Annotated in this window: 16 protein-coding genes and 1 pseudogene; 2 read left to right on the forward strand and 15 right to left on the reverse strand. The window is 66.7% G+C overall.

Annotated features, from left to right (window positions below):
* A pseudogene (locus tag EB75_RS13740) lies at positions 1–669 on the reverse strand (DDE-type integrase/transposase/recombinase); the annotation flags it as partial.
* Between the two features lie 203 nt (positions 670–872).
* Positions 873–1214, reverse strand: coding sequence for a transposase (locus EB75_RS13745; RefSeq protein WP_217267698.1), 342 nt, complete (start codon positions 1212–1214; stop codon positions 873–875).
* Between the two features lie 189 nt (positions 1215–1403).
* On the opposite strand from EB75_RS13745, the gene EB75_RS13750 reads away from it, so the two are divergent.
* The gene (locus tag EB75_RS13750) at positions 1404–2651 is read left to right on the forward strand and encodes an IS481 family transposase (RefSeq protein WP_073695948.1); all 1248 of its coding nucleotides are present in this window, start codon (positions 1404–1406) and stop codon (positions 2649–2651) included.
* Positions 2652–2783: 132 nt separating this feature from the next.
* Positions 2784–4022: an HNH endonuclease gene (locus tag EB75_RS13755; RefSeq protein ID WP_073695949.1), complete on the forward strand. Its 1239-nt coding sequence runs from the start codon at positions 2784–2786 to the stop codon at positions 4020–4022.
* 115 nt (positions 4023–4137) lie between these two features.
* Here the strand turns inward: EB75_RS13755 and nuoN are convergent, their stop codons facing one another.
* From nuoN to EB75_RS13820, 13 genes are read right to left on the reverse strand one after another with little or no spacing between them, the layout of a single operon-like run.
* Positions 4138–5670 (reverse strand): NADH-quinone oxidoreductase subunit NuoN, encoded by a 1533-nt coding sequence (gene nuoN, locus EB75_RS13760; RefSeq protein ID WP_073695986.1) that lies wholly within the window; start codon positions 5668–5670, stop codon positions 4138–4140.
* Between the two features lie 5 nt (positions 5671–5675).
* Positions 5676–7226: an NADH-quinone oxidoreductase subunit M gene (locus EB75_RS13765; protein ID WP_073695950.1), complete on the reverse strand. Its 1551-nt coding sequence runs from the start codon at positions 7224–7226 to the stop codon at positions 5676–5678.
* Complete coding sequence (gene nuoL, locus EB75_RS13770; RefSeq protein WP_073695951.1) at positions 7220–9103, reverse strand: NADH-quinone oxidoreductase subunit L; 1884 nt, start codon at positions 9101–9103, stop codon at positions 7220–7222. The genes EB75_RS13765 and nuoL overlap by 7 nt, the downstream gene beginning before the upstream one ends.
* 2 nt (positions 9104–9105) lie before the next feature.
* Positions 9106–9405, reverse strand: a complete 300-nt coding sequence (gene nuoK, locus EB75_RS13775; protein WP_073695952.1) for an NADH-quinone oxidoreductase subunit NuoK — start codon at positions 9403–9405, stop codon at positions 9106–9108.
* Entirely contained in the window at positions 9402–10112 is a 711-nt protein-coding gene (locus tag EB75_RS13780; RefSeq protein ID WP_073695953.1) for an NADH-quinone oxidoreductase subunit J, read from the reverse strand. Before EB75_RS13780 ends, nuoK begins: the two co-directional genes overlap by 4 nt.
* Positions 10109–10711, reverse strand: a complete 603-nt coding sequence (nuoI, locus tag EB75_RS13785) for an NADH-quinone oxidoreductase subunit NuoI (RefSeq protein WP_073695954.1) — start codon at positions 10709–10711, stop codon at positions 10109–10111. Before nuoI ends, EB75_RS13780 begins: the two co-directional genes overlap by 4 nt.
* Entirely contained in the window at positions 10701–11915 is a 1215-nt protein-coding gene (gene nuoH / locus EB75_RS13790) for an NADH-quinone oxidoreductase subunit NuoH (RefSeq protein WP_502689373.1), read from the reverse strand. Before nuoH ends, nuoI begins: the two co-directional genes overlap by 11 nt.
* 11 nt (positions 11916–11926) lie before the next feature.
* Positions 11927–14311, reverse strand: a complete 2385-nt coding sequence (locus EB75_RS13795; protein ID WP_073695956.1) for an NADH-quinone oxidoreductase subunit G — start codon at positions 14309–14311, stop codon at positions 11927–11929.
* Complete coding sequence (gene nuoF, locus EB75_RS13800; protein ID WP_073695957.1) at positions 14308–15609, reverse strand: NADH-quinone oxidoreductase subunit NuoF; 1302 nt, start codon at positions 15607–15609, stop codon at positions 14308–14310. The genes EB75_RS13795 and nuoF overlap by 4 nt, the downstream gene beginning before the upstream one ends.
* Positions 15606–16328: an NADH-quinone oxidoreductase subunit NuoE gene (nuoE, locus tag EB75_RS13805; protein ID WP_073695958.1), complete on the reverse strand. Its 723-nt coding sequence runs from the start codon at positions 16326–16328 to the stop codon at positions 15606–15608. The genes nuoF and nuoE overlap by 4 nt, the downstream gene beginning before the upstream one ends.
* Entirely contained in the window at positions 16325–17653 is a 1329-nt protein-coding gene (gene nuoD, locus EB75_RS13810) for an NADH dehydrogenase (quinone) subunit D (protein ID WP_073695959.1), read from the reverse strand. Before nuoD ends, nuoE begins: the two co-directional genes overlap by 4 nt.
* Complete coding sequence (locus EB75_RS13815; protein WP_073695960.1) at positions 17653–18327, reverse strand: NADH-quinone oxidoreductase subunit C; 675 nt, start codon at positions 18325–18327, stop codon at positions 17653–17655. The genes nuoD and EB75_RS13815 overlap by 1 nt, the downstream gene beginning before the upstream one ends.
* Positions 18324–18881, reverse strand: a complete 558-nt coding sequence (locus EB75_RS13820; protein WP_029119553.1) for a NuoB/complex I 20 kDa subunit family protein — start codon at positions 18879–18881, stop codon at positions 18324–18326. The genes EB75_RS13815 and EB75_RS13820 overlap by 4 nt, the downstream gene beginning before the upstream one ends.
* Between the last annotated feature and the right edge of the window lie 9 nt (positions 18882–18890).

The following is an 18890-nucleotide window of genomic DNA, read 5'->3' on the forward strand; positions in this document are numbered from 1 at the left end:
ACCGAGAGCGTCAACCCGTATAGCAGCGGCGGAAAACCTGGGGCGGTTCAGGGCGTCGCCGTCGCCGATGTAGCCGCGGTAGAGGTGTTCGTATTTGAGGGTGCCGAAGAACCGTTCGATGACGCCGTTGGTTTGTGGGGATTTGATTCGTGTTCGGACGTGGCGCAGTAGTGGGTCGTCCTGGTCGGTGAATAGCGCTTGGAAGTCTTTGCCGCGGTAGCAGGGCCCGTTATCGGTGACGATGGCGATTGGCGCGGGCGTCTGGCCGATGACGGTGTCCTCGGCGTCCAGGACGTCCATGAGGCCGCGATCGGCGCGCAGGTCGTCGAGTTCGAGGATGCGTTGGGCTTCTTCGATCGCCAGTTGCACGCAGCGCACGGCGTCGATGCCGCGGCTGGTGGGGGTGACGGTGATGGCCAGGCAGTACTTGGTGGCGTAGTCGATGACGGCACTGATCCGCCAGATGCCCCCGTTTGTGGTTTCGAATTCGGAGAAGTCGGTCTGCCAAACCCGGTTACGTTCGGTGGGCGGATCGCGGAACACTTTGCGTCGTAGCATTGCCCAGGATTTGCGGTCGGCCCGAAACCCTTGGGGTAGCAATAGGTCTCGTCGTTTGAGTGCGCGGTGCACCGAGGAGTTGGTGACCTGGTGCCCGTCGGCGCGCATCATCGCGGCGATCTTGCGGTAGCCCCACGCCGGCCACGCTTGAGCGTATTTGGCTGCCAGGGCCTCGATGCGATCGACTACCGGCGCCGGCCAGGGCCCCTTCGATGAGGCGCCGGCGCGCAGTCGGGCCAGCCGTCGGCGGTAGGTACGTTCGGGGATACCGGCTAGGGCAGCGAACCTCGAAACCGGCAGTCCCGCCGCCTCTCTCAGGGTTTCGAGGTCTTGGAAGGGACTCGATCGGCCAATGCTGCTCCGCGCTGCCAGATGCGCAATTGGACCGTTGCTTCGGCCAGCGCGAGTTTGAGTTGTTCGTTTTCGATCAGCAGCCGACGCTGCTCAGGGGTGCCCTTGGCGCCGGCTGGGCCGCTGGGAACCTCTTGCAGCCGCTGCGCTCCGGCTTCGAGGAACTGGTGCTTCCATTTGGTCACCAGCGTCGTGGACACCCCGGCACGGCGGGCCGCCTCAGCGCCGGTCATCTCGCCAGCGAGCACCGCCAGTACCAGGCGAGTCTTCTCCTCGGCGGGGATCTTCGTTCGTCGTGACCGCACCATCGCGAAACCTCTTCTGGCTGGGATTCTGATTTATCCACAGAGCACGATTCATTCACAATCTGTGCCTGCCAGAAAGTTTGAAGCAGTAGTGTTATGTCTCAGGACATCGGTGACAGTTCTGCATCAGGACATCGGTGACACTTCTGATGGTCTTGGTGGTGACACTTGGGCCCGCAGGCTCGGGCGGTGGCTGTTCATGAACCCATCGATCCTCGTGTCCGTCTCGCCATCGCGCAGTGGCCCGATGACGCGCCCCGTGGGGCGGTCTCGACATTCTGTGCCGAGCACGGCATTTCCCGGAAGTCGTTCTACGCCTTGCGTAAACGGGCCACCGAAGACGGGCAAGCCGCGGTACTCGAGCCCCGGACCCGACGGCCGAAGTCGAGCCCATCGACGCTCGCTGATGAGGTCAAAGAACAGGCCATCAACGTTCGTGCCGCACTCGAGCAGTCCGGGCTGGACCATGGGCCGATCAGTATGCACGAGAAGATGCGGGCGATGGGCCTAGAAGAGGTCCCGTCCACAGCGTCACTGGCACGGATCTTCCGTGACGCTGGTGTGGCCCGTCTGGAGCCGAAGAAGAAGCCTCGTTCGGCGTGGCGCCGGTTCGTCTACCCGGCCCCGAATGCGTGTTGGCAACTCGACGCCACTGGATACGTGCTCAGCGGTGGACGCACGTGTGTGATCTTCCAGCTCATCGACGACCATTCCCGCTTCGCGGTCGCCTCGCACGTGGCCTGGGGCGAGACCACCGAGGCAGCGATCACCGTGTTTGACAAGGCCGTCGCCGCTCACGGGGTGCCCCAACGACTGCTGTCCGACAACGGACTGGCACTCAATCCTTCGCGCCGCGGATTCGCCGGCCAACTCGTCAATCATGTTGCGGCACTGGGAGTTCAGGCCATCACCGGCAAACCCTACAAACCGACCACCCAAGGCAAAAACGAACGATTCCACCAAACGCTGTTCCGCTACCTGGACAAACAGCCCCTGGCCGAGAGCATCGAGGAGCTACAGGCCCAGGTCGACGCGTTCGACCGCATCTACAACACCGAGCGCCCGCATCAGGGGCTGCCCGGGCGCGTCACCCCGCTGACCGCGTGGGAAGCGACCGCCAAGGCCGACCCGCCCCGGCCCCAGCCCGAGCCGCCCCTGCTCATCGCAGCCGCAGTCAAACAGTTCCAGCCCGCGCCAGCGCTACCGGCCAGCACCAGCGTCAGGACGCTGACCACTGCCGGCACATTCATGCTCGCCGGGGTCATCTACAAAGTCGGCGGCCAATTCGGCCTCCACGAGGTCCTGGTCGCCACCGACGGCGACAAGATCATCGTCGCCGACCTCGACGGCGAAATCCTCATCGAGCACACCCGGCCCGAACCCGGAGTGACCTACGTCGGCAACGGAAAACCCCGAGGCCCGCGCCAAGACCGATGAAATGTCACCGATGTCCTGATACACCAACTGTCACCGATGTCCTGATGCAGAACTGTCACCGATGTCCTGATACATCACAGTTTGAAGCAGTAGAACCCTTGTTATTCGAACAGTTGTTCGATACACTTGGGTATGGGGATCACAGGGGAACTCACCACCAGCCTCGACATTCTCCGCGACTTGGTCGTCACCGACGCCATGACCGGGGATGAGGTGTTGGAGGCGCTGCGGGGTGTATTGACGGTACGGAATGTGGCCGACCATCTGGCGGCGGCGATGACTGGCACGGTGGATCGGTTGGGGGTGGCGGCCGGGCAGGGGCGTACGCCGCGGGAGTTGTTGATGACTCTGGGGTGTGCGCCTTCGGTGGCAGAGCGGCTGGTGCGGGTCGCGGGGGCATTGCCGCTGTTGCCGACCCTGGGCGCGCACGCTGCCGATGGGGCGATCTCGGGTGAGCATGTTGATGCGATCGTCAAGGGCATCAACCACATTCGGGCCCGCTCACCCGGCCCCGTGGACGAGGCCGCGCAATTCTCGCAGGTGACCGACCTGTTGGGCCAGTTCTTCTCCGGAGCCACTCCGGCGGCGATCGGGGAGCGGGCCCGCCGGTTGGGAAACCGGGTTGCCGCGGCCGAGGGCGGGTTGCCGGCGGCCGAGGACCGCTCCATCAACACCGTCGATCACCGCGTGACCAGCGACGGACGAGTACAGGTGCGTGCCGATCTGGATGCTGAAGTCGGCGCGAAATACGCGGCGGCGATGGAGGAACTGTCGGCCCCGCGGCCCGAACCGGATGGCAGCCCCGACGCCCGCTCCGCGGGGCGCCGGCGAGCTGATGCGCTGGAGACACTGTTGGATATCGCGGCCCGTGGTGGCGATGTCGCGTCCGCGCCGCGCACCCAGCTGTTGGTAACGGTGCCCGCAGATGCGCCGGACTTGGCGCAGTTGGAGTTCATGGGCTCCATCACCGCCATGACCCTGGAACGCCTCTGCTGCGACACCACCGTCACTACCGTGATCGTGGACGGTGAGCAGGTGCCGCTGGACATGGGACGGGAGAAACGCCTCTTCCCGCCTCATCTGCGCAAAGCGCTGTATCTGCGTGATCAGTGCTGCATCAAATGCGGGGCGCCGCCCGGGCGAACGCATGCGCATCACATCGTGCACTGGACCCATGACGGCGAGACGTCACTGAGCAACGGGTGCCTGTTGTGCCCGGCGTGCCACGCCAACATCCACCACGACGGGTGGGACGTCGTCATGGGCCTGGACAAACATCCCTGGCTCATCCCACCGGCCACCGTAGACCCGCACCGACGACCGATCCCGGCCTACAACCGTCGCACCATGCGACTTGATGCGGCCGCCTAGAGCGGCCTCAAAACTCTTGCGCACCTTGAAAACTCGATAGTGATAACCCATCGCGGGCTTGCTGCCTCGGCGGAGCTGAAGCAGCAAGCCCGCGCACCGGCGGTTGGTCGACAGCTCACCGCAGGAACTGACCCGCGTGGTTGGCCAGGTCCAGCACCGGTTGCGGCACGGCTCCGAGCGCCAGCGTCACAAAGGCGGTGAGCCCGATCATCGCGGTGCTCAGGCTGCCCGACTGCACTTCCGGGCCGTCCTCGACCGGATCGGTGAAGAACATCAGGACGATCACCCGGACGTAGAAGTACGCGGCGACGGCACTGACGATGACACCGATGACGACCAAGGATGCGGCGCCGCCCTCGGCCGCGGCCTTGAAGACCGCGAACTTGCTGACGAAGCCACTGGTCAGCGGAATGCCGGCGAAGGCCAGGAGGAACAGCGCGAACACCACGCCGAAGAACGGATGCCGTCGGCCCAGCCCGGCCCACCGGCGCAGGTCGCCTTCCTCGTCGCCGTCGGCGCGGCGCACCACGCTGACCACCGCGAAGGCCCCGAGCGTGCTGAATCCGTAGGCGAACAGGTAGAACAACGACGCCGAGAGCCCACTCTCGTTCAGTGCGACCACGCCGGTGAGGATGAAACCGGTATGTGCCACCGACGAATACGCCAGCATGCGCTTGACGTCGTTCTGCGCGATGGCGATCACCGTGCCCACCGCCATGGACAGCACCGCGATGACCGACAGCACCGGGCGCCAGTCGTTGGCGAGCGTGGGCAGTGCCACGTAGCAGACCCGCAGCAGGGCGCCGAAGGCGGCGATCTTGGTGGCCGACGCCATGAACGCCGTCACCGGCGTGGGTGCGCCTTGATAGACGTCGGGCACCCACGAATGGAACGGCACCGCACCGACTTTGAACAGCAGACCCACGCACAGCAGCGCGATGCCGATGAGCGCCAGGGAGGCAGGCCCGCGGCCGGCCGCGATTCCCGACAGTCTGAGACTGCCCGAATAGCCGTACAGCATCGCGGCGCCGAAGAGGAAGAAGGCCGACGAAAATGCGCCCAGCAGAAAGTACTTCAGCGACGCTTCCTGCGAGAGCAACCGGTTTCGCCGGGCCAGCCCGCACATCAGGTAGAGCGGCAGTGACAGCACCTCGAGCGCGACGAACATGGTCAGCAGGTCGTCGGACGCGCCGAACAGCATCATGCCGCCGAGCGCGAACATCGCGAGGGGGAAGACTTCAGTCTGGGTCACACCGGCCTTGAGCGCCACCTGCTCGGCGGCGCTGCCGGGCACCGTCGCGGCCTGCGGCGTGAACGCGGCCAACCCGCTGCCGTCCGAAACACGTTGCGCCATCAGCAGGGTTGCCAGCACGCTGACCCCGAGCAGGGTGCCCTGCAGGAACAGCGCCGGACGGTCGATAGCGATGGCCCCGAGGACCGCGGACCGACCGACCGGTGAATTCAGATGCAGGGCTTGGCAGACCACGGCGATCAAGGCCACCGCCTGGCCGCCGATACTGAGCACGACCTGGGCGCGGTAGCGTGCCGAGCGCGGGGCGAAGGCCTCCACCAGCACGCCTGCCAGTGCGATGCCGAACACGATGAGCATCGGCGACAGCAGGCCGTACTCGACAGACGGCGCGGGGATCGGCGTCACCGGGCGACCCCCTGGGCCGTGCTCGACGAGGTGTGTCCGACAGCGGGATTGATGATGTCCAGGGCGGGCTTGGGATAGACGCCCAGTACGAGCAGCAGGGCGACCAGGGGCACCACCACAGCCAGTTCACGTGGCACCAGGTCGCGCAGTGTGTCATTGCCGTCGGCCACGGGGCCCGTCATCATCCGCTGGTACATCCACAGGATGTAGAGCGCCGAGAGCACCAGGGCGGTGGCCGCCACGGCGGTGACGGCCGGATAGTGGATGAAGGTGCCGACCAAGACCAGGAATTCGCTGATGAACGGCGCCAGGCCGGGTAGTGACAGCGTCGCCAGACCGGCGACCAGGAACGTGCCGGCCAGGATCGGCGCGACGGTCTGCACACCGCCGTAATCCGCGATGGCCCGAGAACCCCGGCGGGACACCAGGAACCCGGCGATCAGGAACAGTGCGGCGGTCGAGATGCCGTGGTTCACCATGTACAGCGCGGCACCGGACTGCGCTTGCTCGGTCATCGCGAAGATGCCCAGGATGATGAAGCCGAAGTGCGATATCGACGTGTACGAGATCAGGCGCATGACGTCGGTCTGGCCGATGGCGACGATGGCTCCGTAGACGATGCCGATGACCGCGAGCGCAATGATCAACGGCCGGAACGTCGCTGCGGACTGCGGGAAGAGCTGCAGGCAGTACCGCAGCATGCCGAACGTGCCCACCTTGTCGACGACGGCCATCATCAGCACCGCGGTGGCGGGGGTGGCGTGCACGGCCGCGTCGGGCAGCCACCGGTGCAACGGCCACAGCGGCGCCTTCACCGCGAACGCGAACATGAAGCCACCGAACAGCGCGTTGGCCAGGCCCGGGCTGATGCTCAGGGTGCCGTTGCGTGCGGCGTCGGCAACGGCCCGGAAGTCGAACGTGCCGTGGGCGAATACGGGGGTGTTGGCGGTGGCCACATACAGCCCGATGACGGCCGCCAGCATGATCAGCCCGCCGAACAGGTTGTACAACAGGAACTTCACCGCCGCCTTGGAGGCCGCCGGCCGGTCCGCGCCGAAACCGCCGATGAGGAAGTACATCGGGATCAGCATGGCTTCGAAGAAGACGTAGAACAGCAGGATGTCCAGCGATACCAGGGAAATCAGCACCATCGACTCGACGGCGAGGATCAACGCGAAGTAGGCGTGCGTCGACTTTGCTTGCGCGCCGGCGTCGTTCGTGTCGCCGTCGTTCCACCCGGCGACGATCAACAGCGGCACCAGGATCGCGGTCAACGCCACCAGAACCAGTGCCACGCCGTCCACGCCGAGGATGTATCCGGTACCGAACGACGGTATCCACGGATGGTCTTCCACGAATTGGTAGTGCGCCCCGGCCGGGTCGAACCGCATGGCCAGCGCCAGCGCGATGACCAGTACCACCAGCGACACTGCGAGGGCGGCCCAGCGCGCGAAAGCCCGTGCCGCGGAAGGCAACAGGATCACTGCTGCGCCGCCGGCCATCGGGACGGCCCACAACGCCGTCAGCCACCACATTCCGGTCACCACACCCTCACCGTGAGAATGGCGGCCGCAATCAATGCCGCTCCGGCCAACATGGACAGTGCGTACGAGCGGGCGAACCCGTTCTGCCAGCGCCGCAGGTCCTGCGATCCGCTGCGTACCAACGCCGCCAGTTCGCGGGTGACGCCCTCGACGGCGACGTCGTCGAAGTCGACCAGGTCTTTGGTGAGCCGTCGGCCCGGCACCATCAGCGCCCGCTCGTTGAACGCATCGCCGTAGAGGTCGTTGCGCGCCGCGACCGTGAGTCCGGAGACGTTGACCGGCGCGGTGACGGGGATGGGTTGTAGCGCATACATCCGGTACGCGATCGCGACGCCCACGCCGACCACCGCCAGCGTGACCACGGTGAGCAGCCAGGCGGGGATGGCATGGTCAGGCTCCTGGTAACCGACGACCGGCTCCAGCCAGTGCTCGAGCCTGCCGCCTACGGCGAGCAGCGCGCCCGCGCCGATGGATCCCGCGGCGAGCAGCACCATGGGCCAGCCCATGACCGACGGTGATTCATGGGGATGCGTCTCGGCGCGCCAACGCTTTTCCCCGAAGAACGTCATCAGCATGACGCGGGTCATGTAGAACGCGGTGATCCCGGCGCCGAGGAGGGCTGCACCACCGAACAGCAGGCCCCTGGCACCGCCGGCCGCGAAGGCCGTCTCGATGATCGGGTCTTTCGAGAAGAACCCGGACAGCGGTGGAATACCGATGATCGCGAGATAGCCCATGCCGAACGTCGCGAACGTTACCGGCATGGCGGTCCGCAGCCCGCCGTAGCGACGCATGTCGGTCTCGTCGTCCATGGCGTGCATCACCGAACCGGCGCCGAGGAACAGTCCGGCCTTGAAGAAGCCGTGAGCGAGCAGATGCAGGATCGCGAGCGCATAGCCGGCCGGGCCGAGCCCCGCGGCCAGCATCATGTAGCCGATCTGGCTCATGGTCGACGCCGCAAGAGCTTTCTTGATGTCGTCCTTGGCGCAGCCGATCACGGCGCCGAACAGCAGCGTCACCGCACCGACGATGGCGACCGCCAGCCGGGCGTCAGCCGATTCGTTGAAGAGCGGCGCGGAACGCACCACCAGGTACACGCCGGCGGTGACCATGGTGGCCGCGTGGATGAGTGCCGACACCGGCGTCGGGCCTTCCATGGCGTCGCCGAGCCAGGACTGCAGCGGCACCTGGGCGGACTTGCCGCACGCCGCCAGCAGCAACAGCAGACCGATGAGAGTGGCAGTGGTCGCGGCGAGATGTGGCGCCTGTGCGAAAACACCCGTGTACGAGAGGGTTCCGGTGTGGGCGAACATGGCGGCCAGCGCCAGCGCCAGCCCGATGTCCCCGACGCGGTTGACGACGAACGCCTTCTTCGCTGCCGTCGCCGCCGACGGTTTGTGCGACCAGAACCCGATCAACAGGTATGACGCCAGGCCGACGCCTTCCCATCCGACGTACAGACCTAAGTAGTTGTCGGCCAGGACCAGCAGCAGCATGGCCGCCACGAACAGATTGAGATAGGCGAAAAAGCGGCGCCGCGCCGGGTCGTGCGCCATGTAGCCGATCGAATAGATGTGGATCAGCGCGCCGACTCCGGTGATCAGCAGGACGAAGCAGACCGACAACTGATCCAGGCGTAACCCGAAGTCGACCTGGAGTTGCGCGACCGGAACCCAGGAGAACAGCGTCTGGTGCACCATCCGGAAGTCGTTGGCACGCCCGGCCATTGCCACGAACTGCGTCGCGCCCACGAGGAAGGCGCCGACCACCGTGGCGCAGCCGAGGAGATGACCCCACGCGTCGGTGGCCTTGCCGCCGAGCAGCAGGATCGCCGCACCGGCCAGCGGCAGCGCGATCTGAAGCCACAGAGATGTCGTCATGGTCACTGCTTCAGCAGGCTCGCGGCGTCCACCGACGCCGACCGCCGGGTCCGGAAGATGGTCATGATGATCGCCAGGCCCACCACCACCTCACACGCAGCCACCACCATGGTGAAGAACGCCACCACCTGGCCGTCGAGTTCGCCGTGCATCCGGGAGAACGTGACGAACGCCAGATTGGCGGCATTGAGCATCAATTCGACGCACATGAACATGACGATGGCGTTGCGGCGCACCAGCACACCGGCCGCGCCGATGGTGAACAGCATCGCCGAGAGATACAGATAGTTGGTGGGATTCATGAGACGTTCCCATCGTTCGTGGAGACGCTGCGTCGCGGCAGGATGGCACTGACGGACATGTCGGCGTCCGAGCCGTCGGGCAGTTTCGCCGGGATGTCGACGGCGTTGTGCCGCGCGTACACCCCGGGGTTGGGTCGCGGCGTCGGATGCCCGCCGCCGGCGAACCGTTCGATCGCCAGCTCGCGCTGGGTCTTTCGGCGCTCGAATCGCTCGCGATGGGTCAGCACCATGGCACCCAGCGCGGCGGTGATGAGCAGTGCGCTGGTGGTCTCGAAGGCCCACAGGTAGCGGGTGAAGATGAGCGCCGCGAGGCCCTGGACGTTGCCGGCCCGGTTGGCGTGCTCCAAGCCGACGAAACTTGCACCGAGGCTGCCGATCCCGGCGATCACCGCGATCCCGAAGCCGATGCCGGCCACCATGGCGGCGATGCGTTGTCCCCGAATGGTTTCCACCAGCGAGTCCGCCGAGTCGACGCCGATCAGCATGAGGACGAACAGGAACAGCATCATGACCGCGCCGGTGTAGACCACCACCTGTACGACGCCGAGGAACAGGGCGTCCTGGGCGATGTAGAGGACGGCCAGACTGATCATGGTGCTGGCCAGGAACATGGCCGAGTACACCGCTTTGGGTGCGGCCACCATGGCGACGGCGCCCAGCACTGCGACCGTGCCGAGCACCCAGAACGTCACGGCTTCTCCGGTCACTTGGCCGCCTCGCGCCGGGTCAGGCCGTCCGCGGCGGGCCGCGAAAGACCTGACGCCGTGATGTTGCCGCGGTAGTAGTCCTCATCGGTGCTGCCTTCCGCCATCGCGTGCGGCGGTGGGGTCATGTCGGGTTTCAGCGGCGCCAGGAGCTTGTCCTTGCCGTAGATCAGGTCGGACCGGTTGTCGTCGGCCATCTCGTAGTCGTTGGTCATGGTGAGCGCACGGGTGGGGCAGGCCTCGATACACAGCCCGCAGCCGATGCACCGCAGATAGTTGATCTGGTACACGCGGCCGTACCGTTCGCCGGGCGAAAATCGTTGTGACTGTGTTATTTCCCCCGTCGCTTCGCTCGTCCCGTCCGTGTTGTCTGCACCCTCGACGAAGATCGCGTCAGCGGGGCACGCCCACGCGCACAGCTCGCAGCCGATGCACTTCTCGAGGCCGTCGTCGTAGCGGTTGAGTTGATGGCGGCCGTGATAGCGCGGTGCCACAGGGCCGGGCTGCTCGGGATACTGCTCGGTGACCGGTTTCTTGAACATGGTCCCGAAGGTGACGCCGAAGCCGGCGATGGCGTCGATGAATTTGGGCCTACCGGGCATGGTGAACCTCCTTGGCCGGGATGGGCGGCACCGGGAACGCGCCGGGCTGTGGTTCGACGGCCGGCACACGGGTGCGAGCCGACTTGCGCCGCACGGTATTCCACAGCGCACCGGCGATGGCGACCACGGCGATGGCGCCGGCGAAGGCCAGCACGACGGGCCAGCTGTCGTGCCCCTGCAGCCGCAGCGTCCGCACGATGCTGACGATCATGATCCACGCCAGAGAGATCGGGATGAGCACCTTCCAGCCCAGCGCCATGAACTGGTCGTAGCGCAGACGGGGGAGCGTGGCCCGCAGCCACATGAACAGGAAGAGGAAGGCCCACACCTTGCCGACGAACCACAGCAGCGGACACCAGCCGGTGTTGGCTCCGGGAATGAGACTCAGCGGCCATGGGGCCTGCCAACCACCGAGGAACAGCGTGGTGGCCAGCGCCGACACGGTGGTCATGTTGACGTACTCCGCGAGCATGAACATCGCGAACTTCAGCGACGAGTACTCGGTGTGGAATCCGCCGACGAGCTCGCCCTCGGCTTCGGGTAGGTCGAACGGTGCCCGGTTGGTTTCGCCGACCATGGAGACCACGTAGACCAGGAACGACGGCAGCAGCAGGAAGACGTACCAGCGGCCCTGCTGCGACGCGACGATCTGTGACGTCGACATGGTGCCGGCGTAGAGGAACACCGCGGCGAACGACAGCGCCATCGCGATCTCGTACGAGATGACCTGCGCGCTGGACCGCAGCCCACCGAGCAGGGGATACGTGGAGCCGGAGGCCCAGCCCGCCAACACGATTCCGTACACCCCGATCGAGGTAACGGCCAGGATGTACAGCACCGCGACCGGCAGGTCGGTCAACTGCAGCGGGGTCTCGTGGCCGAAGACGTGGACCAGTGGCCCCATCGGGATGACGGCGAACGCCATGATGGCGGGGATGACGGAGATGATCGGTGCCAGAAGGTAAATCGGTTTGTCGACCCCGGCGGGGACCAGCCCCTCTTTGAGGGCGAGTTTGACGCCGTCGGCGAGGCTCTGCAGCAATCCGAAGGGGCCCACCCGGTTCGGTCCGATGCGCATCTGCATCCAGCTGAGCACCCGGCGTTCGAGCAGGATCGCGACGAGCACCGTCAGCACCAGGAACACGAAGATGCCAAGGGCTTTGGCGAGCACCAGCCACCAAGGGTCGTGGCCGAAGGACGACAGGTCGGGGTAGTTCATGACGTGGTCCCGTCATTCGCCGCACTGATCGAGACGACCGCGCCGGGGGCGACGCCGAGTGTTCGATGCACGGTCGAGCCGGGGGAGTTGAGCGGCAGCCACACCACGCCGGTCGGCATGTCGGTGATCTCGAGCGGCAAGGTGATGCTGCCCTGCTCGGTGCTCACTGTGACCGTGTCGCCGGCACCGACGCTCGCGGCGGTATCAGGCGACAACCGCGCGACCACCGGGCGGGCGGTGGCTGCCAGATTCGGCTCGCCGTCCTGCATCCGGCCGTCATCCAGCAGCATCCGCCAGCCGGCGAGAACCGCCTGTCCGGGTCCCGGTACCGGGTTCGGGAGTGCGTCGAAATCCGGTGCGGCGGGCCGCGGTCCGGTCCAGCATCCCAGCCGGTTCATCTCGTCGCGCACCGCAGCGACGTCGCGCAGCCCGAGGTCGATGCAATGCTCGTCGGCGAGTGCGGCCAGCACCCCCATGTCCGCGCGGGTGGCCGGCGGCAGCGCCGCACCGAAAAGCCGGTGCCGCCCTTCCCAGTTGACGAAACTGCCGGCCTTCTCGACCACCGGCGCCACCGGAAACACCACATGCGCCAGGTCGGTGACCGCACTGCGACGCGTCTCCATGCTGACGACGAACTTCGCGGCACCCAGGGACCGCTGTGCCAGCTCAGGATCGGGAAGGTCGGCCAGCTCGACACCGGCGACCAGGACAGCTTCGAGGTCGCCGGTGGCTGCGGCGGCCAGGATCGCGGTGGTGTCGCGGCCCAGGGCTTCGGGCAGTTCGTCCACATGCCAGGCGACGGCAACCTCGGTACGTGACGGCAGATCCGTCACCAAGCGCCCGCCGGGCAACAGATTCGGGGCCGCGCCGGCCTCCAGCGCGCCGCGCTCACCGGCCCGCCGCGGCACCCAGCCGACGGCTGCGCCGGTGCGCTCGGCCAGCCGGGCGACGGCGGAGTAACCGCCCGGAACGCCGGCCAGCCGTTCACCGGTGAGGATGACCGAGCCGGGCGGCAACACCTCGATGGCGTCGAGAGCGCGGTGTTCGCGGCCGGGTGCGGCGGAGATGAGGGTGCCACCCATCTTCTCCAGGCCCCGGCTCGCAAAAGGCGCCACCGCAACAACTTTCAGGCCGTGCTTGCGGAAGGCCTTGCGTAGCCGCAGGTATACGATGGGTGATTCGTCTTCCGGCTCGAACGCGACCAGCAGCACGACGGGCGCTTTTTCCAGGTCGGCGTACGTCACCCGCATCGGCTGACCCGCGACGGCGGCTGCGAGGAACTGCGCTTCCTCGTCGCTGTGCACCCGGTTGCGGAAGTCGATGTCGTTGGTGCCCAGCACAATCCGCGCGTACTTGGCGTACGCATAGGCGTCTTCGGTGGTCAGCCGTCCACCGACCAGGACCCCGGTCCGCGGGCCGGCCGCCGCCAGGCCGCGCACCGCGACCGCAACCGCTTCGGGCCAGGACGCGGGACGCTGAGTGCCGTCGTCTTCCCGGATCAGCGGTGTGGTGATGCGGTCACCCTGCGTGGCGTACGCGAAGGCCCAGCGGCCCTTGTCGCAGTTCCACTCCTCGTTGACCTCAGGATCGTCACCGGCCAAGCGGCGCAGCACCTTTCCGCGCCGGTGATCGGTGCGCTGCGCGCAGCCCGACGCGCAGTGTTCGCACACACTGGGCGAGGAGACCAGGTCGAACGGGCGGGCCCGGAACCGGTACGCAGTGCCGGTCAGCGCACCCACGGGACAGATCTGCACGGTGTTACCGGAGAAGTACGAGTCGAACGGATCCTCCCCGCCGATCCCCACCTGCTGGAGCGCACCGCGTTCCAGGAGTTCGATGAACGGATCACCGGCCACCTGATTCGAGAACCGGGTGCAGCGCGCGCACAGTACACAACGTTCGCGATCCAGCAGGACCTGAGCCGACAGGTTGATGGGCTTGGGGTAGGTGCGCTTGACATCCTGGAAGCGAGAATCGGTGCGGCCGTTGGACATCGCCTGGTTCTGCAGAGGGCATTCGCCGCCCTTGTCGCAGACGGGGCAGTCGAGCGGATGGTTGATCAGCAACAGTTCCATCACGCCGTGCTGGGCCTTGTCGGCCGCCTCGGAGGTCATCTGGGTGCGTACCACCATGTCGGGGCTGACCGTGGTGGTGCACGACGCCAACGGTTTGCGTTGACCTTCGACCTCCACGAGGCACTGCCGGCAGGCGCCGACCGGGTCCAGCAGGGGGTGGTCGCAGAACCGGGGAATCTGCACCCCGATGAGCTCGGCCGCACGAATCACCAACGTGCCCTTGGGCACACTGATCTGCTGGTCGTCGATGGTCAGCGTGACCATCTCGACCGCGGCCGCGTCCTTCGCCGGCTCAGTGACCGTCACGCGCCCGCTCCTTCCGTGGCGAAGACCGTGGCGGCGTGCGGATCGAAGGGGCAGCCGCCGGTGAGGTGGGCGACGTACTCGTCGCGGAAGTACTTGAGCGAGGACGTGATCGGGCTGGCCGCACCGTCGCCGAGGGCACAGAACGACTTGCCGAGGATGGCGTCGGAGATGTCGAGCAGCTTGTCGAGGTCGGAGGCATCGGCCTGGCCGTTCTCCAGCCGGGCATAGATCTGGGCCAGCCAGTAGGTGCCCTCGCGGCACGGCGTGCACTTGCCGCACGATTCGTGCGCGTAGAACTGGGTCCACCGCCGCACCGCACGCACCACGCACGTCGTCTCGTCGAAGATTTGCAGCGCCTTGGTGCCCAGCATCGAGCCGACCCCGGCCATGCCTTCGTAGTCCAGCGGGATGTCCAGGTGTTCGGGTGTGAGCATCGGCGTCGACGATCCACCCGGCGTCCAGAACTTCAACTGGTGCCCGGCCCGCACCCCGCCGGCGTACTCCAGGAGTTCCCGCAACGAAATCCCCAGGGGCGCCTCGTATTGCCCCGGCCGTGTGACATGACCGGACAGTGAGTACAACGTGAAGCCCGGTGACTTCTCCGATCCCATCGACCGGAACCAGTCGACGCCCCGGCGGATCACCGACGGCACGCTGGCGATCGACTCGACGTTGTTGACCACGGTCGGGCAGGCGTACAGGCCGGCGACCGCGGGAAACGGCGGCCGCAACCGGGGCTGGCCGCGCCGGCCCTCCAAGGAGTCGAGCAGCGCGGTCTCCTCGCCGCAGATGTACGCGCCCGCCCCGGCGTGGACCACCAGATCGAGGTCGAAGCCGGTGCCGGCGATGTCGGTGCCGAGGTAGCCGTTCGCGTAGGCCTCGGCCACGGCGCCCTGCAGCCGGCGCAGGACCGGCACCACCTCACCGCGCAGGTAGATGAACGCGTGCCGGGCCCCGATGGCGTACGACGCGATGATCGCGCCCTCCACCAACGCATGCGGTGACGCCATCATCAACGGAATGTCTTTGCAGGTGCCCGGTTCGGATTCGTCGGCGTTGACCACCAGGTAGTGCGGGCGGCCGTCGTCGGGCGAGATGAACGACCACTTGGTCCCGGTCGGAAAACCCGCGCCGCCGCGGCCCCGCAGTCCCGAATCCTTCACCAGCGCAATGACTTCGGCGGGCTGCATCCGTAGCACCGCGCGCAGCGCCTGGTAGCCGCCCTGCCGGACGTAACTCTGCAGCGTCCACGACTGCGGTTGATCCCAATGTCTGCTCAGCACCGACGCCAGGGTCATTCCGGCGCCTCCATCCCGCGCTCCTGCGCGACGCGCAACCCGGCCAGCGTGGCGGCGCCCGGCTCGGAGTCGTTGCTGCCGGGGCGTTCGTCGGGGAACCCGGCCAGGATGCGCGCGGTCTCCTTGAACGTGCACAGCGGTGCGCCGCGGGTCGGGGTCACCGGGGTGCCGGCCCGCAGCGCGTCGACGAGATCGCGTGCAGATCCGGGGGTTTGGTTGTCGAAGAACTCCCAGTTCACCATCACCACCGGGGCGTAGTCGCAGGCGGCGTTGCACTCGATGTGCTCCAGTGTGACCCGGCCGTCGGCGGTCGTCTCGCCGGCGCCGAGCCCCAGGTGTTCTTCCAGGGTCTCCAGGATGGCGTCGCCGCCCATGATCGCGCAGAGTGTGTTGGTGCAGACGCCGACCAGGTATTCGCCTGTCGGCGTGCGGCGGTACATCGAATAGAACGTCGCCACCGCGGTGACTTCGGCGGTACTGAGGTCCAGTTGCGCTGCGCAGAAGGAGATTCCGGCGGGCGTCAGGTAGCCGTCCTCGGATTGGACAAGGTGCAGCAGTGGCAGCAGCGCGGACCGCGCGCTGGGATAGCGGGCGATGATCGCCGCCGCATCGGTGGTCAGCCGCTGCGTCACCTCGTCCGAATAGGACTGCGGCCCTTGGCCGATGGGCGGTCCCGGCTCGTCAGGGCGCGGTCCGAGGCGGAGTTCGATGGCCGTCACCTGTCCACGCCTCCCATCACCGGATCGATCGACGCCACCGCTGCGATGGCGTCGGCGACCATGGATCCCTCGCACATCACCGACACCGCCTGCAGATTCGTGAACGACGGGTCGCGGTAGTGCACCCGGTACGGCCTGGTGCCGCCGTCGGAGACCATGTGCACGCCCAGCTCGCCGCGCGGCGACTCGACCGCGACGTACACCTGCCCGGCCGGCACCCGGATGCCTTCGGTGACCAGTTTGAAGTGGTGGATCAGTGCCTCCATCGACGAGCCCATGATCTTGGCGATGTGCTCCTTCGAATTGCCCAGACCGTCCGGGCCGACCTTCAGGTCGGCGGGCCAGGCCAGCTTCTTGTCGGTGATCATCACGGGACCGGGCCCCGTCCGACCCAGCCTTTCCACGCACTGCTCGATGATCTTGATGGACTCCCGCATCTCGCGGACGCGAATCATGTAGCGGCCGTAGGCGTCACACTGGTCATCGGTGATGACGTCGAAGTCGTAGGACTCGTATCCGCAGTACGGCTGCGATTTGCGCAGGTCATGTGGCAGCCCTGTCGACCGCAGCACCGGGCCGGTGATGCCCAGCGCCATGCATCCGGTCAGGTCCAGGTAGCCGACGCCCTGGGTACGCGCCTTCCAGATGTAATTCTCGTTGAGCAGGTTCTCCATGTCGCGCAACCGTTTCGGCAACAGTTGCAGCAGTTCCCGCAGCTGAGGCAGCGCGCCGTCGGGCAGGTCGGCGGCGAGCCCGCCGGGACGGATGTAGGCGTGGTTCATCCGCAGGCCGGTGATGGTCTCGAAGATCGACAGCACCAGTTCGCGTTCCCGGAACCCGAAGAACATCGCCGACATGGAGCCCAGTTCCATGCCGCCGGTGGCCAGCGCGACCAGGTGGGACGAGATCCGGTTGAGCTCCATGAGCATGACCCGGATGACGTTGGCGCGCTCCGGGATGTCGTCGGTGACGCCGAGCAGTTTCTCCACGCCGAGGCAGTACGCCGTCTCGTTGAAGAACGGGGACAGGTAGTCCATGCGGGTCACGAAGGTGACGCCCTGCGTCCAGGTCCGGTACTCGAGGTTCTTCTCGATTCCGGTGTGCAGGTAGCCGATTCCGCACCGGGCTTCGGTGATGGTCTCGCCGTCGATCTCCAGGATCAGCCGCAGGACACCGTGCGTCGACGGATGCTGCGGCCCCATGTTGACCACGATGCGCTCGCCGGCGACAGCACTCTCGCGCGCTGCGGCCACGACGTCGGCCCAGTCTTGACCGCCGACGGTGACCACACGTTCGCGGCCATCGGCTTCGTTGTCGACAGTCATCAGTTGTAGGCCCGCCGCTCGTCCGGTGGTGGGATTTTCGCGCCGTGGTACTCGACCGGGATACCGCCGAGCGGGTAGTCCTTGCGCTGCGGATGGCCCACCCAGTCGTCGGGCATCTCGATGCGGGTCAGTGCGGGATGGCCATCGAAGATGAGGCCGAAGAAGTCGTAGGTCTCCCGCTCGTGCCAGTCGGTGGTCGGATACACCGAATACAGCGATGGCACATGCGGATCGGCGTCCGGGGCGCACACCTCGACACGGATGCGACGGTTGTGGGTGATGGACATCAGCGGGTAGACGGCGTGCAGCTCGCGGCCGGTGTCCTCCGGGTAGTGGACTCCGGAAACGCCCAGGCACAGTTCGAATCTCAGCTCGTCGCGCAGCGTCTGCGCCACCGCCACCAGGTGCTCGCGGCGCACCTCGAGCGTCAGCTCGTCACGGAACACCACGATGCGTTCGATCGCGGCGGCGAACTGGTCCTGGCCGAGCGCGGCCGCCAACGTGTCGACGACGTCATCGAAGTAGCCACCGTACGGGGGTGGCGAACTGCCGGGCAGCGCCACTTCCTGCACCAACCGGCCGTAACCCGACGTGTCGCCGCTGCCGCGTACACCGAACATGCCGCGCCGCGTCCCGATCACCTCGGGCCCCCTCTGGTCGGGCGTGTCGGTCATGACCGCAACAGTCCCTTCAGTTCGATGGTGGGCCGCGCCTGCAGCGCTGCTTCCTCGGCCGCGGCGATGGCCTCGGCCCGGTTGACGCCCAGAGGCATCTCCTGAATCTTGGCGTGCAGCTTGAGAATTGCGTTGAGCAGCATCTCGGGCCGGGGCGGACACCCCGGCAGATAGATGTCGACGGGCACGATGTGGTCGACGCCCTGCACCACCGCGTAGTTGTTGAACATGCCACCGGAGGACGCGCACACGCCCATGGCCAGCACCCATTTGGGCTCGGCCATCTGGTCATACACCTGACGCAGCACCGGTGCCATCTTCTGGCTGACGCGGCCCGCGACGATCATCAGATCAGCCTGGCGCGGCGTGGCGGAAAACCGTTCCATGCCGAAGCGCGCGATGTCGAAACGGGGGCCGGCGGTGGCCATCATCTCGATGGCGCAGCAGGCCAGCCCGAACGTAGCGGGCCAGAGCGACCCCTTGCGGACATATCCCGCGACCTTCTCGACGGTGGACAGCAGGATGCCGCCGGGCAGGCGTTCTTCGAGTCCCATGGATCCAGT

The organism is Mycobacterium sp. ST-F2, from assembly GCF_001905655.1.
Lineage (GTDB): Bacteria > Actinomycetota > Actinomycetes > Mycobacteriales > Mycobacteriaceae > Mycobacterium.

Coding starts and splice junctions, on each gene's coding strand:
- EB75_RS13755 (WP_073695949.1), top strand. CDS start 2,784: ATGGGGATCACAGGGGAACTCACCACCAGCCTCGACATTCTCCGCGAC.
- nuoL (WP_073695951.1), bottom strand. CDS start 9,103: ATGACGACATCTCTGTGGCTTCAGATCGCGCTGCCGCTGGCCGGTGCG.
- nuoK (WP_073695952.1), bottom strand. CDS start 9,405: ATGAATCCCACCAACTATCTGTATCTCTCGGCGATGCTGTTCACCATC.
- nuoI (WP_073695954.1), bottom strand. CDS start 10,711: ATGCCCGGTAGGCCCAAATTCATCGACGCCATCGCCGGCTTCGGCGTC.
- nuoF (WP_073695957.1), bottom strand. CDS start 15,609: ATGACCCTGGCGTCGGTGCTGAGCAGACATTGGGATCAACCGCAGTCG.
- nuoD (WP_073695959.1), bottom strand. CDS start 17,653: ATGACTGTCGACAACGAAGCCGATGGCCGCGAACGTGTGGTCACCGTC.
- EB75_RS13815 (WP_073695960.1), bottom strand. CDS start 18,327: ATGACCGACACGCCCGACCAGAGGGGGCCCGAGGTGATCGGGACGCGG.
- EB75_RS13820 (WP_029119553.1), bottom strand. CDS start 18,881: ATGGGACTCGAAGAACGCCTGCCCGGCGGCATCCTGCTGTCCACCGTC.